Source organism: Streptomyces sp. MnatMP-M17 (genome assembly GCF_900091995.1).
In the GTDB taxonomy this organism is placed as follows: domain Bacteria; phylum Actinomycetota; class Actinomycetes; order Streptomycetales; family Streptomycetaceae; genus Streptomyces.
The window spans coordinates 1-19,846 of sequence record NZ_FMDK01000015.1 but is presented as its reverse complement, the minus strand read 5'-3'; the positions used below and the strand labels follow the sequence as shown (position 1 = coordinate 19,846).

Sequence of the window (19,846 nt, the reverse complement as noted above, 5' to 3'; positions counted from 1 at the left end):
TGGCGACAACCGTCGGCCGCCACCCACTAGTTGAGAGATACGGGTTATCCCACGTCGTCAGATGCGGCCAGCACCTGACCGCTGATCTGGTCACGCGTCATCGCACCGGTCCAGACGCGTAGCTGATCGAGCCTGCCGGGAAGGTAGTGACCGGTCGTACCGGCAGTGGTTCCCCTGCCCATCGCGAGTTCGCCGCTTCCCTGCTGCACCACGTCGAACCCCGGGCTGGTGCGGCTCGGCTTATCGGCCGAGCCGACGTACAGATGCATTTTGCCAAGGCCGTCTTCGGTCTGAGCCGGGTCCACGGGGTCTGCCCAGTCCCAGGCCTCTTGGGCATCGAATACTCCAGTCACGTCGACCCAGGTGTCCGTCTCGGCGAGATCGGCCCGAGGGGTGACCGTGCTGTTCCGAGTCACCTTGCCCGCCACGTCGGTCGCGGTCCGCGTGAACTGCCATTGGTAAAAACCCTCAGCGGGCTTGACGACCCACAGCGCCCACGACGACTCGCCGCCACTGCGCTGCCCAGCCACTTGCGCCTTGTAGCCGACCGACTTCCCCGCCAGCGCCTGCGCATTCAACTGCACCCGCGCCGAGACCGTGAAGGAACCGGACTCGTCCACCACCGGCCCCTGCGCGGACGCGTATCCGGCGGTGCCGTCGAGGATCAGGCCGTTACCCGCGTCATCGAGCACCGCGCCCGTGGCCGACAGTTTCATGGACGGATTCGGATAGGGCGTGCCCTCGCCGATCTCCGTGCCGGTGGCGGTGGTCGCGTCCCATTGCGCCACGAGTTCATTGGCCGGCAGGCCATCCTGCTCCAGGCGGACCTCCTGCCGGATTTCCTCCTCCGTGAGAGGTCGCTGCCACACGGCGCTCTCGTCGATCCGGCCGCGGAAGTACTGGCCGCTCGCCTCCCGGATGAACGAGCGCCCGAACTGAAGCCCGCCTGCGGCCGTCCACGGCTGGTACGTCGCGTTCTGGGACGCGGCCGACGCGGCGAGTTTCGCCGCCGTGCCCTGAGGCCGGCCGTTGACATAGAGCTGAATGGTGTCGTTGGCCGGATCGGTGTCCGCGTGGGTGTCGAAGACAGCGGCGAGATGTGTCCAGACGTTGAGAACCGGATCCGTCTTTTCCGCCTCGGACTTGACGAAGACCGGAGTCTTGGAGTCGGCCAGGGTGTGGCTGAAAACCCAGCCCCTGCTGGAACTTGAGTAGTAGAGGGCGAATGCCTGCGCCTGATCACCCGGAGTGGTCAGCACCATGCGGCTGGACGACGCATCTGTCAGATACACCCAGGTGGACAAGGTGAACGAGTCCTTGGTGTTCACCGCCGCCGCACTGGTCGCGGCATAGGCCGTCTGGTTCGCAGGTGTAGCACTGTCCAGCCACAGAGACTGGTCCGTGTCTCCTCGTCGGGCCATTGTCGACCAGCCGGCTCCGGCTGTGTACAGAGTGGCGTCGTGGCGGGTGCCGACGGTGGCCGTGTCCTTCGCCACCGTGATTTCGGAGCCCGGAGCACCGTCGTCGAAGTGCCAGCGCCCCGTTGCTCCTTCTGCCGGGGACACCTTGAAGGTGAACTCCGCGGGAGGGCCGAAGCGCTTCCGAACGTCCTTGGCCTCCACGGACAGCACCTGAGTGCCTGTCAGCGAGGGAATGACCGCCTTCTCGGTGTATGTCTCTCCGCTGACCTCCTTGGCTCCGGCTGACGTCAGCAGCTTCCACCGATAGCCCACGATGTCCCCGTCAGCGGCGTTCGGTTTGAAGGTGAACGACCCCGGGATGCCCGGACCACCCGCGCCCTCGCACACATCGGTCACGCACTCCGTGTATGGGCCGTTCGCCGTGATCTGCGGGACCTTGGGCGCCGTGGAATCGATCTTGAAGTAGCACCATGGGGAGAGCGACGAGGCCAGCTCACCGGACTTACCGCCGGAGGACCAGCGCGACTGCGTACGTGCCCGATACCGGTATTCCGTGCCGTCGGTCCGGTTCGTCATACGCAATTTCTCCAGCGTATTGTCCGGATCATACCCGTCGGGCGGCCCCTCGTCGGTCCAGATCTCTTCCCAGGTGCCGTCGGTCAGCTTGCGCGCCGCCCGGAATCCAGCCTGGAGCGATCCCTTTTCCTCGCCCTTTTTCGGCTCGACCTGCGTCTGGACCCGCGCCTGCACCATCGGGTCCAGACGCGTGACGATCAGTGGGTCGGACGCGTTGGTCCTGCAGTACGCGGTTTTACCGTCGCCGGGGATCAGACCGACGTCCGTGGGCACCCCGGGCCGTGGCACATAGGTGACCTTCAGTTCGGCGTTGTCGTCGAACCGCTTCCACGCGCGCGGGTCGTCCTCGTCCTTGGCCCACAGCATCAACGTCAGCCGGGACATCTTCCCGTCCGCGAGGGCTTGCACCGTCGGCGTCAGATTCTCGTTCAACTGGGCCGGATCATCATGGAACTCGATCCATGACGGCGGCTGTTCAGGGCTGCAGTTGGTCCCCCGGGCCGGCGGAAACCAGCCGGTCGCCCATATGGTCGATCGTGGCAGGTCCCGGCCACCGGGTGGCTTCGGAGATGTTGTTGGTGCGAACCAGGTTCAGCCACTTGGCGTCGCAGTTGAACGACCACGTCTCATAGGCATTGAAGCTGGCGTCCAGCACGTGCTTGCCATTCAAGTTATTGGGCGCGAACTCGAACAGCATCCGGTCGATGTACCCAGGCCCGCAGTAATAGCCGTCCGCACTCCCGCACCGGCCGACACCCAGATCTCCGTCGAACTGCCAGAAACGATCGCCATCGGAGGAAATCTTCGTACGCTCCAGAGCGCCCAGCCCGACCGGCGGATCGATGTAGACGGGATAGACCGTCCCGTTGCCCCGCAACAGGTCCAGGTCGGGCTCCACCCGCACGGCACCGTCGGTGACCTTCACCGGCAGTACGGCGGTGGCGTCGCCGTCACCCGGCAGGTTCGGATCCTTCCCGACCTCGGCAGCGGGTTCGTCGGCGGCCGCCATGGAGCGGGCCGACCGTGTCCGCGCGCTGTCGCCGCCGACGGCATCGTCGCCCGCGGAGTCCCACATCTGACCGGCAGGGCCCATGAAGACCGCGTTACCGTCGTCATCGACGGCGCGCAGGCCACCACCCGCGCCGGGAACCACTGCCAGCCTGTCACCGGAGGCGGTGAAGGCGATCTGCTCCAACTCCGGATTGGCGGCGGCCTGTGCCGTCTTGACCGCCAGGACCTGCCGGTAGCCCTCAGCCGTAGCGGTCAGCCGCAGATCGACTCCCGGCAGCACCTCCGGATAGATGGCCGTGGCGCCGTCCAGCGTCGGCTCCGGCAACGAACCAGGCCAGTCCAGAGAGAAGGAACGATTCTCCTTATCCCCCATCCGGATCATGCTCCGATCCGCGCCACCGCCCGAGAACGATAGATCCACCACGGCCGCCTTTGGACCGATACTGCCGTCCGCCCGCCGCTCGAGCTCCGTGTCGATGCCGGACCAGGAACCGTCGGCCCGCTTTACACGCTGAGGCGCCGTGGATTGTGTAAGCGTGAAGGTGCCGTCCGGGTTCGCGAACGTCTGCGAATACTCCGTGCGCTGTGCGACATCCTCCACCGGCTCACCCGAAGCAGCCGCCCGCGCCGACGCGCTCGAAGCAGGTATGGCGCCGGCAGCGGCCGAGGCCGGCAGGGCCAAGGCAGGAATTCCGCTCAGAACCGCCAGCGCGACAACGGCCGACACCGCGCGCCGTACACGTCTTCGACCTGCACGGCTACGACGCCATGCCACCGCCCCGCCCATAATCCCCACCCCAAGCTCACGGAATCCCCACCGACTCGGGCGACCCTAAGCGATCACCGTTTTGCCTTGTCAAGGGCATTCCATATCACCCAGGTGCATTTATGGCATGAAAGCGGGAGACAGACGACAGAAAAAGAAATGAGGCCGCCTCAGAAGCCAAACGCAAACCATCCGAAAGATGGACTGAAAGTTAACTCGAATCGACTCGCGTGAGTTCGGAAACAGACAGACAGAAGAGGTTTGCTGTGTGTGACCTCGGGCAGGGCGATGAAACGAGTGCGGGCCGACGGTGCGGAACCGTCGGCCCGGGGAGGGAAAGGAAACAGGGAAAGGGAATACAGAATCGGGTCAGAGCACCGGGAGGTTCTTCCGCAGCTCGAAGGCCGTGACCTCGCTGCGGTATTCCTCCCATTCCTGCTTCTTGTTGCGGAGGAAAAAGTCGAAGACATGCTCGCCCAAGGTCTGGGCGACCAGTTCGCTGCGTTCCATCAGGGAGATCGCCTCGCCGAGGTTCTGCGGGAGAGGTTCGATGCCCATGGCGCGGCGTTCGGCGTCGGAGAGGGCCCAGACGTCGTCGTCGGCGCCCGCCGGGAGTTCGTAGCCCTCTTCGATGCCCTTGAGGCCGGCGGCGAGGAGGACGGCGTAGGTGAGGTACGGGTTGGCGCCGGAGTCGATCGAGCGGACCTCGACCCGGGCGGAGCCCGTCTTGCCGGGCTTGTACATCGGGACGCGGATCAGCGCCGAGCGGTTGTTGTGGCCCCAGCAGATGTACGAAGGAGCCTCGCCGCCCGAGCCTGCGGTGCGGCTGGAGCCGCCCCAGATGCGCTTGTACGAGTTGACCCACTGGTTGGTGACCGCCGAGATCTCCGCCGCGTGCTTCAGCAGACCGGCGATGAAGGAGCGGCCGACCTTGGAGAGCTGGTATTCGGCGCCGGACTCGTAGAACGCGTTCCGGTCTCCCTCGAACAGGGAGAGATGCGTGTGCATGCCCGAGCCCGGATACTCCGAGAACGGCTTCGGCATGAACGTCGCCTGTACGCCCTGCTCCAGCGCGACCTGCTTCATCACCAGGCGGAACGTCATGATGTTGTCGGCCGTCGACAGCGCGTCCGCATACCGCAGATCGATCTCCTGCTGGCCGGGCGCGCCCTCGTGGTGGCTGAACTCCACCGAGATGCCCATCGACTCCAGCATCGTGATCGCCTGGCGCCGGAAATCCATACCGACATTCTGCGGCGTGTGGTCGAAATAGCCCGAGCTGTCGGCCGGAGTGGGCCGGGTGCCGTCGACCGGCTTCTCCTTCAGGAGAAAGAACTCGATCTCCGGATGCGTGTAGAAGGTGAATCCCAGATCCGAGGTCCTGGCGAGCATCCGCTTGAGCACGAAACGCGGGTCCGCGAAGGACGGCGAGCCGTCGGGCATCAGGATGTCGCAGAACATACGGGCGGTGCCGGGGGCCTCGGCGCGCCAGGGCAGGATCTGGAAAGTGCCCGGATCGGGCTTGGCGATCATGTCCGATTCGTACACACGGGCGAAGCCCTCGATCGCGGACCCGTCGAATCCCATGCCCTCGTCGAAGGCCTGCTCCAGCTCGGCGGGCGCGACGGCGACCGACTTCAGAAAGCCGAGCACATCGGTGAACCACAGGCGTACGAAGCGGATGTCGCGCTCCTCGAGCGTGCGGAGCACGAATTCCTGCTGCTTGTCCATATTAGCTGTCCTACCCATCCTTGCTGGTCAGGCCACCTGCTCCCATGCCACGGGGCACGTTGGGGCACACGAGCATCCCACCACACGATTTCGGGCACGTTGCGAACCCCCGTCCAACGCCCTACATCGCGCGCGTGTACGGACACCCTGCCCATAGTGCCTGTACGAGTGCTGCCCAGGTAAATAGGCGTCCGCAACTTATGGTGCTGAAGTGCCGAAGGTTCAGTGCCGGGCGTGGGTGTCCGACCAGCCCAGTGGGTACGGCTCCGAATCGTCGCCCGGGACCGCCGGCTCTCCGCCCGCCCGGATGAACGCGGTCAGCGCGCCGACCAGGGCGGTGCGCTGCCCGGGAGTCAGCCGCTCCACGATCGCCGAGATCTCGCGGTGCCGCGCGTCCATGACCTGCTCGACCAGTCTGCGGCCTTCGGGAGTCAGCCGCAGCATCGTCTGACGGCGGTTGTCCGGGTTGCTCTGCCGCGTCGCCAGACCGACGGCGATGAGGCGGTCGAGCATCCGCATGGCGGTCGAGGGATTCACTCCGAGCCGCTCGGCCACCTCGACCAGTTTCGCGTCGCCGTGCGTCGCGAGGACCGCGAGGAGGCGGTACTGAGGCAGAGTGACGCGTTCGACCTGTTCCGCCACGGCGGCCAGGGAGCGGGCGGACACGGTGACCAGCAGCCGGGACGCGGCCAGCACGGCGTGGGTCACGGCGTCGACGTCAGCGTCGACGCCGGCGTCGGCATCGACGTCCGCCTCGGCATCGACGTCCACGTCGGCTCCCACGCCGGCGTCCGTCCCGTCCACGTCGGCGTTCATCTCCCGATGGTCGGCCATAAACCCTTTGTATCGCGGTATCACACCTGATGGCCGATTCGGAACGGATCGCGCCACCGCCGGGCCGTCGCCGGGCCGCCCTCAGGCCGCCGAAGGGCTCCTCCCTGCTGCTGACCGGTGACGTACGCACTACGATCTGCGCCCATGGGGGGATCGCGGCGCAGCCACATACGCAGCACGCGTCCCATGGCACTGGCGAGTGCCGTGGCGACGCTGTTCGCCGCGCTCTTCATATGTCTGGGCCCTGAATCCGCGACCGGTTCCGGTTCCGGTTCTGTCGCCGGGCCCGGCGACAGACACGCAGGGAACCGTTCTTTCACCGCCGTGAGCCAGGCCGAGGCCCGCTTCAGCTGTCCGTACGACAACGGCGACTGCGGGCTCTTCACACATCTCAGCCCGGCCGTGCTCACCGTACCGCCGCCGGCCGCGCCACTCGCCGCCGACGTACAGCTTCCGCACCGCGAACCGCCGTACCCCACCGGCCAGGTGCCCCGCTCCGGCGCGCTCGCCCGCGCGCCGGACCTCCACGTCCTTCAAGTACTGCGGACGTAGGGCCTCTCGTTCGGACCTAGCCGGGCCCGCACCCCGCACCGGGATCCCGATCCTCTCCATCCGCCCGTATTCCGCGGTCATCGCCCGTAATCCGGAGCTGTCCGCGTTCCGTAGTCATCTCAGAAGGACATACATCATGGCTTCCAAGTCCCAGTCCGCCGAGCGCAAGGCCCGAATAGAGGAGATGCGCCGCGCCGAGCGTGCCCGCGAGCGGCGCAGTCGCATCATCACGATCACGGCGAGCGCCGTCGTGGTCGCCGCCCTTGTCGCTTTCGGCGCGTACATCCTCAACAAGGAGTCCGACAAGAAGGAGGAGCAGCAGGCGGCGGCCAAGGCGCCCATCAAGGACGAGAAGTCCTGGGACGCCAAGAAGCTCGGGCGCAACCATGTCACCGAGGCGGTCAAGTACCCGATGACGCCGCCGGTGGGCGGTGACCACAATCAGGTGTGGATGAACTGCCAGGGCGACGTCTACAAGGAGCCGATCCCGGACGTCAACGCCGTTCACTCGCTGGAGCACGGCGCGATCTGGATCACCTACAACGACAAGGCCTCCGAGGCCGATGTGAAGACGCTCGGCGAGAAGGTCGAGAAGACTCCGTACTCGATGATGAGCCCGCTCAAGGAGCAGGCCGGCGCGATCATGCTGAGCGCATGGGGCAAGCAGGTCACCGTGGACAGCGCGAGCGACCCGCGCGTGGACCAGTTCTTCACCAAGTACGTACAGGGCTCGCAGACGCCCGAGCCGGGCGCGGCCTGCACGGGCGGAATGGGCGCGCAGTGAGCGCGGTGAGCTCCGCCACCCGCTCGGTCACCCGCACCCAGTGGGCGGCGATCACCGCGGTCGTCCTGGCGCTGCTCTTCGCCGGTACGGCGACGGTGGCGTCCGCCGGACGTGACAGCGGTACGGGTACGGAGTCGGCTCCCGCGCCGACGGCCGACTCCGCGGACGCGGGCTTCGCCCGTGATATGGCCGTCCACCATCAGCAGGCGGTGGAGATGTCCTTCATCGTGCGCGACAGCACGGACGACGAAGAGGTGCGCCGGCTGGCGTACGACATCGCCAACACCCAGGCGAACCAGCGCGGGATGCTGCTGGGCTGGCTGGACCTGTGGGGACTGCCGAAGGTGCAGTCGGGCCAGGAGCCGATGGCCTGGATGGAGAAGTCCGGCTCCGGGTCCGGCGATCACAGCGATACGGGCAATATGGGCGACATGAGCGGGATGGATCACGGGACCGGGAGCTCGGGACACGAGGCCCACGACGGCTCGCTGATGCCCGGCATGGCCACGAAGACCGAGCTGGACCAGCTCCGCGAGGCGCGTGGCAAGCAGGCCGAGATCCTCTATCTCCAGCTCATGACCGACCACCACATGGGCGGTGTGTCGATGGCGCAGGGCTGTGTCGAGCTGTGCGAGGTCGGTACGGAGAAGGACCTCGCCGCGGGGATGGTCGCGGCCCAGCAGTCGGAGATGGGCCTGATGGCGGACCTGCTCAAGGCCCGCGGCGCGCAGCCCCGTACCGGCTGACGAGGGCGGACGGGTTTACGGGGTTTACGCGCACAGGGGCGCCGGTTCGAGAGAAACCGGCGCCCCTGACGCGTTCAGCGGTCGCGGCGCCCGAACGGCTGCAAGATGATGGATTTGACTCGGGATGGACGGGATGGAACGGAACGTCCCCATCCGTGTCCCCACGCAGGCCGTATCCCCACGCAGGAGGCATGATCCCCATGACCACTGCCAAAGACATCATGCACCCGGGAGCCCAGTGGATCCCGGCCCACGAGACCCTTGACCGCGCCGCACAGCTGATGCGTCAGCTCAATGTGGGCGCACTGCCCATAGCCGACGAGAACGAACGGCTGGCAGGCATACTCACGGACCGTGACATCGTCGTCGGCTGTGTGGCCATGGGCCATGACCCGGCGCAGACCACGGCCGGCGAGATGGCGCACGGCACACCGCGCTGGATCGATTCGAGCGCGGATGTGGACGATGTGCTGTTCGAGATGCAAGGCCACCAGATCCGCCGGCTTCCGGTGATCGAGAACAAGCGTCTGGTCGGGATGATCAGTGAGGCCGATCTGGCCCAGCACCTCAGCGGCGAGCAGATCGGCCAGTGGTGCGAGCAGGTCTACGCGACCACCAGCGGCTCGGGCAGCTCAGGCCGCTCAAGCAGTTCAATGCGCTGAAGGAGCTGAGGCAGCTCAAGGGCTCAAGCGGCTGAGGCCGGCCTCACCGGCCCGGCCCGGCCCGTACCCGTCCGGCCCGGCCCCTACCCGTCCGGCCCGTACTCGTTACCCGCAGGCCCCCCGCCCGGCCGTCCCGGCTCCCGTGCGAGTGGGACGGCCCACACCTCGCACCCCGGGACATCGCGTCAGACAGACGATTACACTGGGCCTGTGCCTCAACTACGCCTCGCTCTGAATCAGATCGACTCGACCGTCGGCGATCTCGCCGCGAACGCCGAGGCGATCGTGCACTGGACCCGGCACTCCGCCGAGCAGGGCGCGCATGTCGTCGCCTTCCCCGAGATGATGCTGACCGGCTATCCCGTCGAGGATCTCGCCCTCCGTTCGTCCTTCGTGGAGGCCTCCCGCGCCGCCCTGCGCGCGCTCGCGGTCCGGCTGGACGAGGAGGGCTTCGGCGAGCTGCCGGTCATCGTCGGCTATCTCGACCGTTCCGAGAAGGCCCAGCCGCGGTACGGCCAGCCCGCGGGCGCCCCGCAGAACGCCGGCGCCGTGCTGCACCGCGGCGCGGTCGTGCTGACCTTCGCCAAGCACCATCTGCCCAACTACGGCGTCTTCGACGAGTTCCGCTACTTCGTACCGGGCGACACCATGCCCGTCGTCCGGGTCCATGGCATCGACATCGCGCTCGCGATCTGCGAGGACCTCTGGCAGGACGGCGGCCGGGTGCCGGCCGCCCGGTCCGCCGAGGCCGGGCTGCTGGTCTCCATCAACGCCTCGCCGTACGAGCGCGAGAAGGACGACACCCGTCTTGAGCTGGTGCGCAAGCGCGCCCAGGAGGCCGGCTGCACCACCGCGTATCTCGCCATGATCGGCGGCCAGGACGAGCTGGTCTTCGACGGTGACTCGATCGTGGTCGACAAGGACGGCGAAGTCGTGGCGCGCGCGCCGCAGTTCGCCGAGGGCTGTGTGGTCCTGGACCTCGATCTGCCGGCCGCCTCGCCCGAACCGCCGTCAGGTGTGGCGGACGACGAGCTGCGGATCGACCGGGTGATCCTCTCCGAGGAGCCTCTCGCGGCCTACGAGCCCGAGCTGTCCGGAGGCTACGCCGACCGGCTGGAGGACGACGAGGAGGTGTACTCGGCGCTGGTCGTCGGCCTGCGCGCGTATGTCGCCAAGAACGGCTTCCGTTCCGTGCTGATCGGGCTCTCCGGCGGTATCGACTCCGCGCTCGTCGCCGCCCTCGCGTGCGACGCGGTGGGCGCGCAGAACGTGTACGGCGTGGCCATGCCGTCCAAGTACTCCTCGGACCACTCCAAGGGCGACGCGGCCGAGCTGGCCCGCCGTACCGGGCTCAACTTCCGTACGATCCCGATCGAGCCGATGTTCGACGCTTACATGGGCTCGATCGCGCTCACCGGGCTCGCGGAGGAGAACCTCCAGTCGCGGCTGCGCGGCACGATGCTGATGGCCCTCTCCAACCAGGAGGGCCAGATCGTGCTCGCGCCGGGCAACAAGTCCGAGCTGGCGGTGGGCTATTCGACGCTGTACGGCGACTCCGTCGGCGCGTACGGCCCGATCAAGGACGTCTACAAGACGTCCGTCTTCCGGCTCGCCCGCTGGCGCAACCGCGCCGCCGAGGAGCGCGGCCAGACACCGCCGATCCCGGAGAACTCGATCTCCAAACCGCCGAGCGCCGAGCTGCGTCCCGGCCAGGTCGACACGGACTCGCTGCCGGACTACGACGTACTGGACCGGATCCTGGAGCTGTACGTCGACCGCGACCAGGGCAAGGACGCGATCGTCGCGGCCGGTTTCGACGCCGAACTGGTCGCGCGCACGCTGCGGATGGTGGACACGGCGGAGTACAAGCGGCGCCAGTACCCGCCGGGCACCAAGATCTCGGCGAAGGGCTTCGGCAAGGACCGCCGCCTCCCGATCACCAACCGCTGGCGGGAGTCGCCCCACCAGGGCTAGGCCGTGGTGGCCGTGGTGGCCGTGGTGTCCTCGATCACCGGCCGGGTCAGTCACCGGACGGGCTCAGAATCGTCGTCGTCGCCTCGGCCGGGACGCTGCCCGAGGCGACGATCCGGGACTCGCCGCGTGTCCTGTCCGTACGGTCCAGCAGGCCGGCCGTGACCGCGATCGCCAGGCCGACCACCGCGAGTGCCGCGCCGACCAGGGTCGGGGACATCCAGCCCCAGCCCGCCGCGATCGCCGCGCCGCCGGCCCAGGCGCCGCCCGCGTTGGCGAGGTTGAAGGCCGAGTGGTTCGAGGCGGAGGCCAGCGTCGGGGCGTCCTTGGCCTTGTTCATGACGAGCATCTGGAGCGGTGTGGTCGTCAGGAAGCCGATCCCGCCCAGCAGCACGACCGTCACCAGCGCCGCCCACTGCACATGCGCCGTGAAGCGGAAGGCCACCAGCACCAGTGCGAGCGCGGCGAGCGACACATAGAGCGTGGGCCGCAGCGCCCGGTCGGTCAGCGGTCCCGCCGCCAGCGCGCCCAGCGTCATACCGATACCGAACAGCGCGAGGACGAGTGTGACGGAGGACTCGCCGAGGCCCATGACCTCGGTCGTCATCGAGGCGAGATACGAGTAGACGGCGAAGACTCCGGCGAAACCGAGGACTGCGGTGGCGAGTCCGAGCAGTACCTGACGGTTGCCGAGAGCACGCACCTCCCGGCCCAGGCTCTGGTGCGCGTCGACCGGTACGGACGGTACGAGCCGGGCCAGCGCCACCAGCGAGAGCAGACCGATCACGGTGACCACCAGGAAGGTGGCCCGCCAGCCGAGATGCTGGCCGAGCAGAGTGGCGGCGGGAACGCCGACGATATTGGCGACGGTCAGTCCGAGGAACATCGTCGCCACGGCCCGTGCCTGCCGTCCCTCGCGCACCATCCGGGCGGCGACGACCGCGCCCACTCCGAAGAACGCGCCGTGCGGCAGTCCGGCGAGCACCCGGCCCGCGAGCAGCCAGCCGAAGCCCGGTGCGAGCGCGGAGGCGAGATTGCCGACGACGAAGAGCGCCATCAGCAGCAGGAGCATCCGCTTGCGCGGGATACGGGAGCCGACGGCGGTGAGCAGCGGCGCGCCTATGACGACGCCGAGCGCGTAGGCCGAGACCAGGTAACCGGCAGTGGGCACGGACGTTCCCAGATCGTCCGCGACATTGGGCAGCAGGCCCATCATCACAAACTCGGTAGTACCGATGCCGAAGGCGCTCACAGCGAGAGCGAGCAGGGCCAGGGGCATGGAAAACGACCTCTCCGTAGTAAGTACCTCTACGGAACAAAGCCTCTCAGGCCGTTTGTTCCGGCAAGTGAACACCGGATTGCGCCGGGCGTCCTGCCGAAGCAAAAGGCAACCGGTCCCGGGCCACGACCGGCCCGTCAGGACAGCCGGCTCGTCAGGACAGCTGCACCCGGGCCGCGATCGGCAGATGGTCGCTGTCGGTCCTGGGAAGAGTCCATGACGAGGTCGGCTCGACGCCCTTCACCATGATCTGGTCGATCCGGGCCAGCGGGAACGACGCCGGCCAGCTGAAGCCGTAACCGTCGCCCGCCGCGCCCTGGGTGGAGCGCATCTGGGACGTGACGGCGTTGAGGGAACGGTCGTTCATCGTGCCGTTGAGATCGCCGAGCAGAATCACCCGGCCGATCTGTTCCGCCGCGATGGCCTCGCCCAGCGCGTCCGCGCTGTTGTCCCGCTGGTTGGCGGTGAAGCCCGCGTGCAGTTTGACCCGTACGGACGGCAGATGGGCCACATAGACGGCGACCGGGCCATGCGGTGTGGTGACCGTGGAGCGCATCGCGCGGACCCAGCCGAGCCGGATGTCGACGGGCTCGGTGCCGGTCAGCGGGTACTTGCTCCACAGCCCGACCGTGCCCTGCACGGAGTGGTACTTGTACGTGCCGGCCAGCGCCTTCTCGTACGCCGGTACATCACTGGCCTGCAACTCCTCCAGCGCGATGACATCCGCGCCCGACTCCGCGAGGCTGCTCGCGGTGCCCTCCGGATCCGGGTTTCCCGCGTTGACGTTGTGCGTCGCGACGGTGAGATCGCCGCCGACGCCCGACTTCCCGACGAGAAGGCCGCCGAAGAGGTTGAGCCAGATCACGGCGGGAAGCAGCAGGGCGATCAGCGCGGTGGCCGAGCGGCGCACCAGGGCCAGTACGAGGAGCACCGGAACGGTCAGCCCGAGCCAGGGCAGGAAGGTCTCGGTGAGACTGCCCAGATTGCCGATCCGGTTGGGGATCTGCGCGTGAAAGATCATCAGAAGAGCGACCAGCACGGCGATGATCGCGAGAATGATGCCACGCCGCCAGACGCCGGGATCCCGGCGCCAGCGGCCCAGCAGGGTTCTGACGCGGGATCCGGTGCGGGGCTCGTGCCCGTCCGCCGTCACCGAGTGCGCTGTGTACTCCTGCGTCATGTCCGCTGCCCTCACTGCCTTGCCTGTGCACGCCCGCCTCTGACCCTAGGGGATGTACGGGCGCTTCTCCGCCGTCTGTGGACGGCCGTACTGTCACGGAGACGATGGCCACGGGGCGGCGGGTTCCGATCAAGGACGGATAGCCGACGGCTGTGACGGAACACGCATGGGACGCGTCCGGCCGGTGCCGTCCGGAATCTCCCCGTACGGTACGGGGAATCGGCCTCCGGCGCTCCCCAGGCCAAGCGCATTCGGAGGCGCAGCTCCGCAGTGAGGCACGCGGCGTGCGGTCAGTCAGGCGGCGTACGGTCAGGCGCAGGCGGCGTGCGCCGGCTCAGGCCCTGGAGCGCCGTACAGACGATCCGCTCGGCGAGATCCTCGTCCAGCGGCGCGCCGGGCCGGTGCAGCGTACGGACCAGCATGGGCCCGAGGAACATGTCGTGCAGCAGATCGACGTCGATGTCGTCACGCAGCTCGCCCGAGGCCACTCCGCGCTCGATCACGGCCAGCGTGGTCCGCCGCCGTGGTTCCACCACCGTCCTGTAGTACTCCTCCCACAGCCGGGGCTGGCTCTTCATCTGCACGACGACGTTGTGCAGCAGCGCAGAGGAGCGCTGGGCCAGCCCGCGTCTGCGGATCGACTCCAGCATGACGCGGAGATCGTCGAGGGCCGAGGTGCCGGGCAGTTCGGCGTCGGGCGGCTCGATCTCGCGCAGGACGTCCACGAAGAGCTCTTCCTTGCCCTGCCAGCGCCGGTAGATGGTGGACTTGCCGACGCCGGCCGTTCGGGCGATGCGCTCGATGGAGAGGCTGGCCAGTGGCACGCCGTCCTCCAGCAGTTTCACGACGGCTTCCAGGATCGCCCGCTCGGCCGCCTCGCTGCGTGGCCTGCCGCGCCGGTGTTCCTTCGCGTGATCCTGCTCCAGCACGCTGTTCCGCCTCTCGCCGGCCCGTCGGCCGTTCCCGTTCCGTCCGCCATCCCGCCGTAGCCCTGTACGGCCGTACTCGCGCCGCCCTGATTCTCGTACATGACGGCGGTGCGCCCGCCGTTCCCGGCCACCCGTACGCGCCCGTACGCCCGTCGCCCTGCCCGTACGCCCGTCCCGGAAACGGACGGGCGGCCGGGACGGACCGTCGGTCAGCTCCGGGTGGTGGAGGCAGCGGCGGCGGGCTCGGGCGTCTCCTCGCTCCCGGCGAGCTTCCGCGCCGGCGGCCGTCCCGGCAGGAAGAGCGCGACGACCGCCGCGCCGATCAGCGCGACCACCGCCGAGCCGATCGCCGTGACATGCATGGCGTGCAGGAACGCGTCGTACGCCGGGCCGATCAGCGGCCTGCCCGCCGGGCCCAGCTTCTCCGCGACCGCGAGCGTCGCCTCGATCGACTCTCCCGCCGCGTCCCGTGCCGCGGCCGGGACCGCGCCGAGATGTCCCTCGATCCCGCCGCGGTAGGTCGCGGAGAGCACGGAACCGAGGACGGCGACCCCGAGGGCTCCGCCGACCTGACGGAAGGTGTTGTTGATCGCGGAGCCCGAACCGGCCTTCTCCCTGGGCAGCGCCTGCATCACCGCCACGGTCACCGGCGGCATGATGTGCGCCATTCCGGTGCCCTGGACGAAGAACACCACGCACAGCACCCAGACCGGCGTGCCCGCGCCGAAGAACGCGAACGCCGCGAGACCGCCGGCGACCAGCAGCATGCCGCCCGTGCAGATCGCGCGGGCGCCGAACCGGTCCACGATCAGCCGGGCCCTCGGCGCGAAGATCATCTGGGCCGCCGCCAGCGGCACGATCAGCAGTCCCGACTGGAGCGCGCTGTAGCCGCGCACGCTCTGGAGATAGAAGGCGGAGAAGAACGTCACACCCATCAGCGCGAAGAAGACCAGCGCGATCGCGGCGACGGCGGCGGCGAAGGCCGGCTTCCTGAAGTACGAGATGTCGATGGCCGGATGGCTGCTGCGCTTCTCGTGCCAGACGAAGGCGGCCAGTACGGCGACACCGCCGAGCAGCGGCAGTAGTACGGAGGCGGCCGTGAAGTCGGCCAGTTCGCCGCCGCGGATGATGCCGTAGACGAGCAGGACCAGTCCGACGATGGAGAGCGCGACACCGAGCGGGTCGACCCGGCCGGGACTGGGATCCCTGGAGTCCGGTACGAGGAGCACCATCGCGATCAGCGCGACGACGGCCACGGGCACATTGACCAGGAAGATGGAGCCCCACCAGAAGTGTTCGAGCAGCAGTCCGCCGGTGATCGGGCCGATGGCGATCCCGAGGCCCACGCTGCCCGCCCAGATACCGATGGCCTTGGGCTGCTCGTCGCGCTCGAAGACATTCATCAGAACGGCGAGAGTGGCAGGCATCACAAAGGCGGCACCGAAGCCCATCAGGGCGCGGTAGCCGATGAGTTCGGCGGGCGATCCGGACAGGGCGGCGAGGGCCGAGCCGGCGCCGAAGACGAAGATGCCGAAGAGCAGTACCTTCTTACGGCCGATACGGTCGCCGAGCAGGCCCGAGGTGAAGAGCAGTCCGGCGAAGACGAGCGTGTAGGAGTTGATCGCCCACTCCAGCTCGCTCTGGGTGGCGCCGATGCCGGTGGGTTCGGGAGCGGCGATCGTCTTGACCGCCACGTTCAGGATCGAGTTGTCCAGAACGACGATGAGAAGGCTGAACATCAGCACGCCCAGGATCGCCCAGCGGCGGCGGTGGACGGCTTCGGGTATGCGAGGTGCGGCGACCGGGCCGCCGGACGGTGTGGACATGACGCACAGGCTAGACCAATTTCGATACGACACCGTCTCGTATTGGAGAATCTTTACCGGCGGCCGGTGGGGTGCGAGGCATCTCGGAGCCCGTGTGCGTGAGGTGCGTGGGATGCGCATGGGGCGCATGGGGCCGGTGTGAGGGCCGGTACAAGGACCCACTTCCCGAGTGTGGCCTCGGGATGCCACCATGGTTGTGGTCCGGGGACACCGTCAGGGTGCCTCGAGATGACGAAAGGGCCATCGGCCATGACTCTTCAGGCTGCGCAGAAGCCGCCCGCGGAAAGCGGGAGCGGCGCGAAGGCGGAGAACACCAAGGCGCTGTACGGCGGCAGAAGCTCCCGGCGCATCACGGTCCATGACATCGCGGCGGCCAAGGAGCGCGGCGAGAAGTGGCCGATGCTCACCGCCTATGACGCGATGACGGCCTCCGTCTTCGACGAGGCCGGCATTCCCGTACTGCTCGTCGGCGACTCCATGGGCAATGTCCACCTCGGCTACGAGACCACGGTGCCCGTCACGCTGGACGAGATGACGATGCTCTCCGCCGCGGTCGTACGGGGCACCAGGCGCGCCCTGATCGTCGGCGACCTCCCGTTCGGCTCGTACCAGGAAGGGCCGGTCCAGGCCCTGCGCAGCGCCACCCGGCTGGTGAAGGACGCGGGTGTCGGCGCGATCAAGCTGGAGGGCGGCGAGCGCTCGCACACCCAGATCGAGCTGCTGGTGCAGGCCGGTATCCCGGTGATGGGACACATCGGGCTGACTCCGCAGTCGGTCAACACCCTGGGCTACCGGGTGCAGGGCCGTGGCGAGGAGGCCGCCCAGCAGCTCCTGCGCGATGCCAAGGCGGTGCAGGACGCGGGCGCCTTCGCGGTCGTGCTCGAACTGGTGCCGGCCGAGCTGGCCGCCGAGGTCACCAGGATTCTGCACATCCCGACGATCGGTATCGGCGCAGGCGTCGAGACGGACGCGCAGGTGCTCGTGTACACGGACATGGTCGGGCTGACGGACGGCAAGGTGCCGCGCTTCACCAAGCAGTACGCGAATCTGCGCCGGACGCTCGGCGACGCGGCGAAGGAGTTTGCGGACGAGGTCCTTGGCGGAACGTTCCCTCAGGAGGAGCACACCTTCCACTAGCCGGAGCGCGTGGGAACGCGTGGAAGAGCGGGCACCCGCGGCGGCAAGCCGGGCGCACAACGGCGCACTCGGCAGAGGCGCACGGGGCTCGACTCACAACCCACGCTTCCGCACGCCGCTCCGGGCGCGAGCGCCGTCCGAACCCGCCTTGAAGCCACTGCCCGCACGAGCGACAGCCCGCCGATCATCCCCCGTCGGCGGGCTGTCGCATGCGGTTGCCGTACGGACGTCGCACGCGGCTCTCGCACGCGGTTGTCCACAGGCGGTCGGCCGGCTGTCGGCGGCTTGTCGGTGGATTGTCGGTGGCGGATGGTCCACTGTTGTCATGACGCGAATCGACAAGAACCCCAACGGCAGCCGCACGGGCAACGCCGTCGAGGTGCGGGGGCTGGTCAAGCAGTACGGCGGACCACAGGGCACCCGGGCACTCGACGGAGTCGACCTCGATGTGCGCGAGGGCACCGTCCTCGGTGTGCTCGGACCCAATGGCGCCGGCAAGACGACGCTCGTCCGTATTCTCTCCACGCTCGTCCAGCCGGACGCCGGGACCGCCATGGTCGCCGGGTACGACGTGCTGCGCCAGCCTCGCCAGCTGCGCCGCACGATAGGCCTCACCGGCCAGTACGCCTCGGTCGACGAGAAGCTCTCCGGCTGGGAGAACCTCTATATGATCGGCCGGCTCCTCGATCTCTCCCGCCAGGACGCCCGCCGCCGCTCCGACGAACTGCTGGAGCGCTTCTCCCTCACCGATGCGGCGAAGAAGCCCGCGATGCAGTACTCGGGCGGTATGCGCCGCCGGCTCGACCTGGCCGCTTCGATGATCGGCCGGCCTTCGGTGCTCTATCTGGACGAGCCGACGACCGGGCTCGATCCCCGTACGCGTAACGAGGTCTGGGACGAGGTGCAGCGGATGGTCGCCGAGGGCGCCACCGTCCTGCTCACCACGCAGTACATGGAAGAGGCCGAGCAGCTCGCCAGCGAACTGACGGTCATCGACCGCGGCCGGGTCATCGCCAGCGGCGGAGTGAACGAGCTGAAGGCGAAGGTCGGCGGTCGCACGCTCCAGATCCGGCCGACGGATCCCGCGCAACTCCCGGCGATGGCACGGGCGATCGCCGAGACCGGGCTCGATGGCGTCTCCGGCACCCAGGCCGTGCCGGACGAAGGACTGCTGTACGTACCGATCCTGAGCGACGAGCAGCTCACCGCGGTCGTCGGCCTGCTGGGCGAGCGCGGTTTCGGCATCACCCATATCGGCACCCATCTGCCCAGCCTGGACGAGGTGTTCCTGGCGATCACCGGCCAGAAGACCTCCGTGTCCGACATCGCACCCGAGGAGATCGCGGTATGAGCACGACCACACTGCCCACCTCCGCGCCCGGGCGGACGCCCGTGCCGTCGCCGGTCCGGGCCGACGAGGGCCGGATCGGCCTGCGCGCCAATCTCCGGCACATCGGCGCGCTGGTGCGCCGTAACGCCCTTCAGATCAAGCAGGATCCGGAGTCGATGTTCGACGTCCTGCTGATGCCCGTCATCTTCACGCTGCTGTTCGTGTATGTCTTCGGCGGCTCGGTCGGCGCGAGCCTCGGCGGCAGCCGGGACGCCTATGTGAACTATGTGATTCCCGGTCTGATGGCGATGATGGGCATGAACATCGCGATGGCCGTCGGCACGGGAATGAACGACGACTTCCGCAAGGGAGTCATGGACCGGTTCCGTACGATGCCGATAGCCCGGTCCTCCGTACTGATCGCGAAGATCGTCGTGGAGATCGGCCGGATGCTGGTCGCCACCGCCATTCTGCTCGGCATGGGCTTTCTGCTCGGGCTGGAGATCAAGACCTCGGTGCTGGAGCTGGCCGGAGCCGTCGGACTCTCCCTGGCGTTCGGTGCCTCACTGATGTGGATCTTCATCCTGCTGGGCCTGACGATGAAGACGGCGCAGGCGGTCCAGGGCGTGGCCATGCTCGTACTGATGCCCTTGCAGTTCGGCTCGTCCATCTTCGCGCCGCCGTCCACGATGCCCGGCTGGCTCCAGACCTTCACCGACTACAACCCGCTCTCCAACCTCGCGGACGCGGCGCGGGGTCTGATAAACGGCGGTCCGGTCGCGCACTCGGTGTGGGTGACGCTGGCGTGGGCGGCGGGAATCACGGTGGTGACGGCTCCTCTGGCGGTGGCGAAGTTCCGCAAGAAGTCCTGAGGACCGGTGGGTCAAACGGACCGTACGAGAGCGGCGGCCTCCTCCAGAGTGAGGCTGCCGCCCTCGGCGTGGGCCGTCTCGAACGCGGTGTCGCCGAGGGCGGCCGTCACGGCCGCGCGCGCGTGCTTCAGCAGTTCCCGCTCGGTGGAGACTTTGAAGTGCCCGGGCGGCAGGAGCCCTTCGTACGCGCCGACGAGCCGGGCCGCGTCGCGTGCCCGCGCGTAGGCCCGGCCGTCGGC

The 19,846-nt window shown here is 68.2% G+C and carries 16 protein-coding genes and 1 pseudogene; 8 read left to right on the top strand and 9 right to left on the bottom strand.

From position 1 onward, the window contains the following. Positions 1 to 44: 44 nt before the first annotated feature. The 4 genes from GA0115259_RS42645 to GA0115259_RS00890 form a co-directional block, all read right to left on the bottom strand. Complete coding sequence (locus GA0115259_RS42645; protein WP_345940982.1) at positions 45 to 2,429, bottom strand: laminin G domain-containing protein; 2,385 nt, start codon at positions 2,427 to 2,429, stop codon at positions 45 to 47. 43 nt (positions 2,430 to 2,472) lie between these two features. Beyond that, complete coding sequence (locus tag GA0115259_RS42640) at positions 2,473 to 3,735, bottom strand: hypothetical protein (RefSeq protein ID WP_370746933.1); 1,263 nt, start codon at positions 3,733 to 3,735, stop codon at positions 2,473 to 2,475. Between the two features lie 408 nt (positions 3,736 to 4,143). After that, positions 4,144 to 5,505, bottom strand: a complete 1,362-nt coding sequence (gene glnA / locus GA0115259_RS00895; protein ID WP_093589320.1) for a type I glutamate--ammonia ligase — start codon at positions 5,503 to 5,505, stop codon at positions 4,144 to 4,146. A 222-nt stretch (positions 5,506 to 5,727) separates the two neighbouring features. Then, positions 5,728 to 6,321 carry a MarR family winged helix-turn-helix transcriptional regulator gene (locus GA0115259_RS00890; RefSeq protein ID WP_093589338.1) on the bottom strand — a complete coding sequence of 198 codons (594 nt, stop codon included), beginning with the start codon at positions 6,319 to 6,321 and terminating at the stop codon, positions 5,728 to 5,730. Between the two features lie 204 nt (positions 6,322 to 6,525). Here GA0115259_RS00890 and GA0115259_RS00885 point away from each other — a divergent pair, with 204 nt between their 5' ends. The 5 genes from GA0115259_RS00885 to GA0115259_RS00865 all read left to right on the top strand — a co-directional run bounded on the left by GA0115259_RS00885 (position 6,526) and on the right by GA0115259_RS00865 (position 11,057). After that, entirely contained in the window at positions 6,526 to 6,891 is a 366-nt protein-coding gene (locus GA0115259_RS00885; protein WP_237539668.1) for a hypothetical protein, read from the top strand. Positions 6,892 to 7,027: 136 nt separating this feature from the next. Then, the gene (locus GA0115259_RS00880; protein WP_093589315.1) at positions 7,028 to 7,675 is read left to right on the top strand and encodes a DUF3105 domain-containing protein; all 648 of its coding nucleotides are present in this window, start codon (positions 7,028 to 7,030) and stop codon (positions 7,673 to 7,675) included. A 5-nt stretch (positions 7,676 to 7,680) separates the two neighbouring features. Then, entirely contained in the window at positions 7,681 to 8,421 is a 741-nt protein-coding gene (locus GA0115259_RS00875) for a DUF305 domain-containing protein (RefSeq protein ID WP_093589335.1), read from the top strand. A gap of 200 nt (positions 8,422 to 8,621) precedes the next feature. Beyond that, complete coding sequence (locus GA0115259_RS00870; RefSeq protein WP_093589312.1) at positions 8,622 to 9,083, top strand: CBS domain-containing protein; 462 nt, start codon at positions 8,622 to 8,624, stop codon at positions 9,081 to 9,083. 210 nt (positions 9,084 to 9,293) lie between these two features. Then, positions 9,294 to 11,057 carry an NAD+ synthase gene (locus tag GA0115259_RS00865; RefSeq protein WP_093589309.1) on the top strand — a complete coding sequence of 588 codons (1,764 nt, stop codon included), beginning with the start codon at positions 9,294 to 9,296 and terminating at the stop codon, positions 11,055 to 11,057. 46 nt (positions 11,058 to 11,103) lie between these two features. On the opposite strand, the gene GA0115259_RS00860 is transcribed toward GA0115259_RS00865, so the two are convergent. From GA0115259_RS00860 to GA0115259_RS00845, 4 genes are all read right to left on the bottom strand, one after another. Then, on the bottom strand, positions 11,104 to 12,333 hold the full coding sequence (locus tag GA0115259_RS00860) for an MFS transporter (protein ID WP_093589306.1): 1,230 nt from the start codon (positions 12,331 to 12,333) through the stop codon (positions 11,104 to 11,106). 154 nt (positions 12,334 to 12,487) lie between these two features. Continuing rightward, a complete protein-coding gene (locus GA0115259_RS00855; RefSeq protein WP_093589303.1) occupies positions 12,488 to 13,513 on the bottom strand; it encodes an endonuclease/exonuclease/phosphatase family protein in 1,026 nt (341 codons plus the stop codon). A gap of 290 nt (positions 13,514 to 13,803) precedes the next feature. Then, complete coding sequence (locus GA0115259_RS00850) at positions 13,804 to 14,442, bottom strand: TetR/AcrR family transcriptional regulator (protein ID WP_256097863.1); 639 nt, start codon at positions 14,440 to 14,442, stop codon at positions 13,804 to 13,806. Between the two features lie 209 nt (positions 14,443 to 14,651). Further along, positions 14,652 to 16,268, bottom strand: coding sequence for an MFS transporter (locus GA0115259_RS00845; protein WP_093589300.1), 1,617 nt, complete (start codon positions 16,266 to 16,268; stop codon positions 14,652 to 14,654). Positions 16,269 to 16,517: 249 nt separating this feature from the next. Between GA0115259_RS00845 and panB the strand changes: the two genes are divergently transcribed. The 3 genes from panB (at position 16,518) to GA0115259_RS00830 (ending at position 19,607) form a co-directional block, all read left to right on the top strand. Next, a complete protein-coding gene (gene panB / locus GA0115259_RS00840) occupies positions 16,518 to 17,405 on the top strand; it encodes a 3-methyl-2-oxobutanoate hydroxymethyltransferase (protein WP_093589297.1) in 888 nt (295 codons plus the stop codon). A 325-nt stretch (positions 17,406 to 17,730) separates the two neighbouring features. Then, positions 17,731 to 18,756, top strand: coding sequence for an ATP-binding cassette domain-containing protein (locus GA0115259_RS00835; RefSeq protein WP_093589294.1), 1,026 nt, complete (start codon positions 17,731 to 17,733; stop codon positions 18,754 to 18,756). Next, positions 18,753 to 19,607, top strand: a complete 855-nt coding sequence (locus GA0115259_RS00830; RefSeq protein ID WP_093589291.1) for an ABC transporter permease — start codon at positions 18,753 to 18,755, stop codon at positions 19,605 to 19,607. Before GA0115259_RS00835 ends, GA0115259_RS00830 begins: the two co-directional genes overlap by 4 nt. Positions 19,608 to 19,618: 11 nt before the next feature. Here GA0115259_RS00830 and GA0115259_RS00825 read toward each other — a convergent pair. Next, positions 19,619 to 19,846: pseudogene (locus tag GA0115259_RS00825) on the bottom strand (hypothetical protein); the annotation flags it as partial.

Coding starts and splice junctions, on each gene's coding strand:
- GA0115259_RS00860 (WP_093589306.1), bottom strand. CDS start 12,333: ATGCCCCTGGCCCTGCTCGCTCTCGCTGTGAGCGCCTTCGGCATCGGT.
- GA0115259_RS00855 (WP_093589303.1), bottom strand. CDS start 13,513: ATGACGCAGGAGTACACAGCGCACTCGGTGACGGCGGACGGGCACGAG.
- GA0115259_RS00835 (WP_093589294.1), top strand. CDS start 17,731: ATGACGCGAATCGACAAGAACCCCAACGGCAGCCGCACGGGCAACGCC.
- panB (WP_093589297.1), top strand. CDS start 16,518: ATGACTCTTCAGGCTGCGCAGAAGCCGCCCGCGGAAAGCGGGAGCGGC.
- GA0115259_RS00830 (WP_093589291.1), top strand. CDS start 18,753: ATGAGCACGACCACACTGCCCACCTCCGCGCCCGGGCGGACGCCCGTG.
- glnA (WP_093589320.1), bottom strand. CDS start 5,505: ATGGACAAGCAGCAGGAATTCGTGCTCCGCACGCTCGAGGAGCGCGAC.
- GA0115259_RS00890 (WP_093589338.1), bottom strand. CDS start 6,321: ATGAACGCCGACGTGGACGGGACGGACGCCGGCGTGGGAGCCGACGTG.
- GA0115259_RS00870 (WP_093589312.1), top strand. CDS start 8,622: ATGACCACTGCCAAAGACATCATGCACCCGGGAGCCCAGTGGATCCCG.
- GA0115259_RS00880 (WP_093589315.1), top strand. CDS start 7,028: ATGGCTTCCAAGTCCCAGTCCGCCGAGCGCAAGGCCCGAATAGAGGAG.
- GA0115259_RS00885 (WP_237539668.1), top strand. CDS start 6,526: ATGGCACTGGCGAGTGCCGTGGCGACGCTGTTCGCCGCGCTCTTCATA.
- GA0115259_RS00845 (WP_093589300.1), bottom strand. CDS start 16,268: ATGTCCACACCGTCCGGCGGCCCGGTCGCCGCACCTCGCATACCCGAA.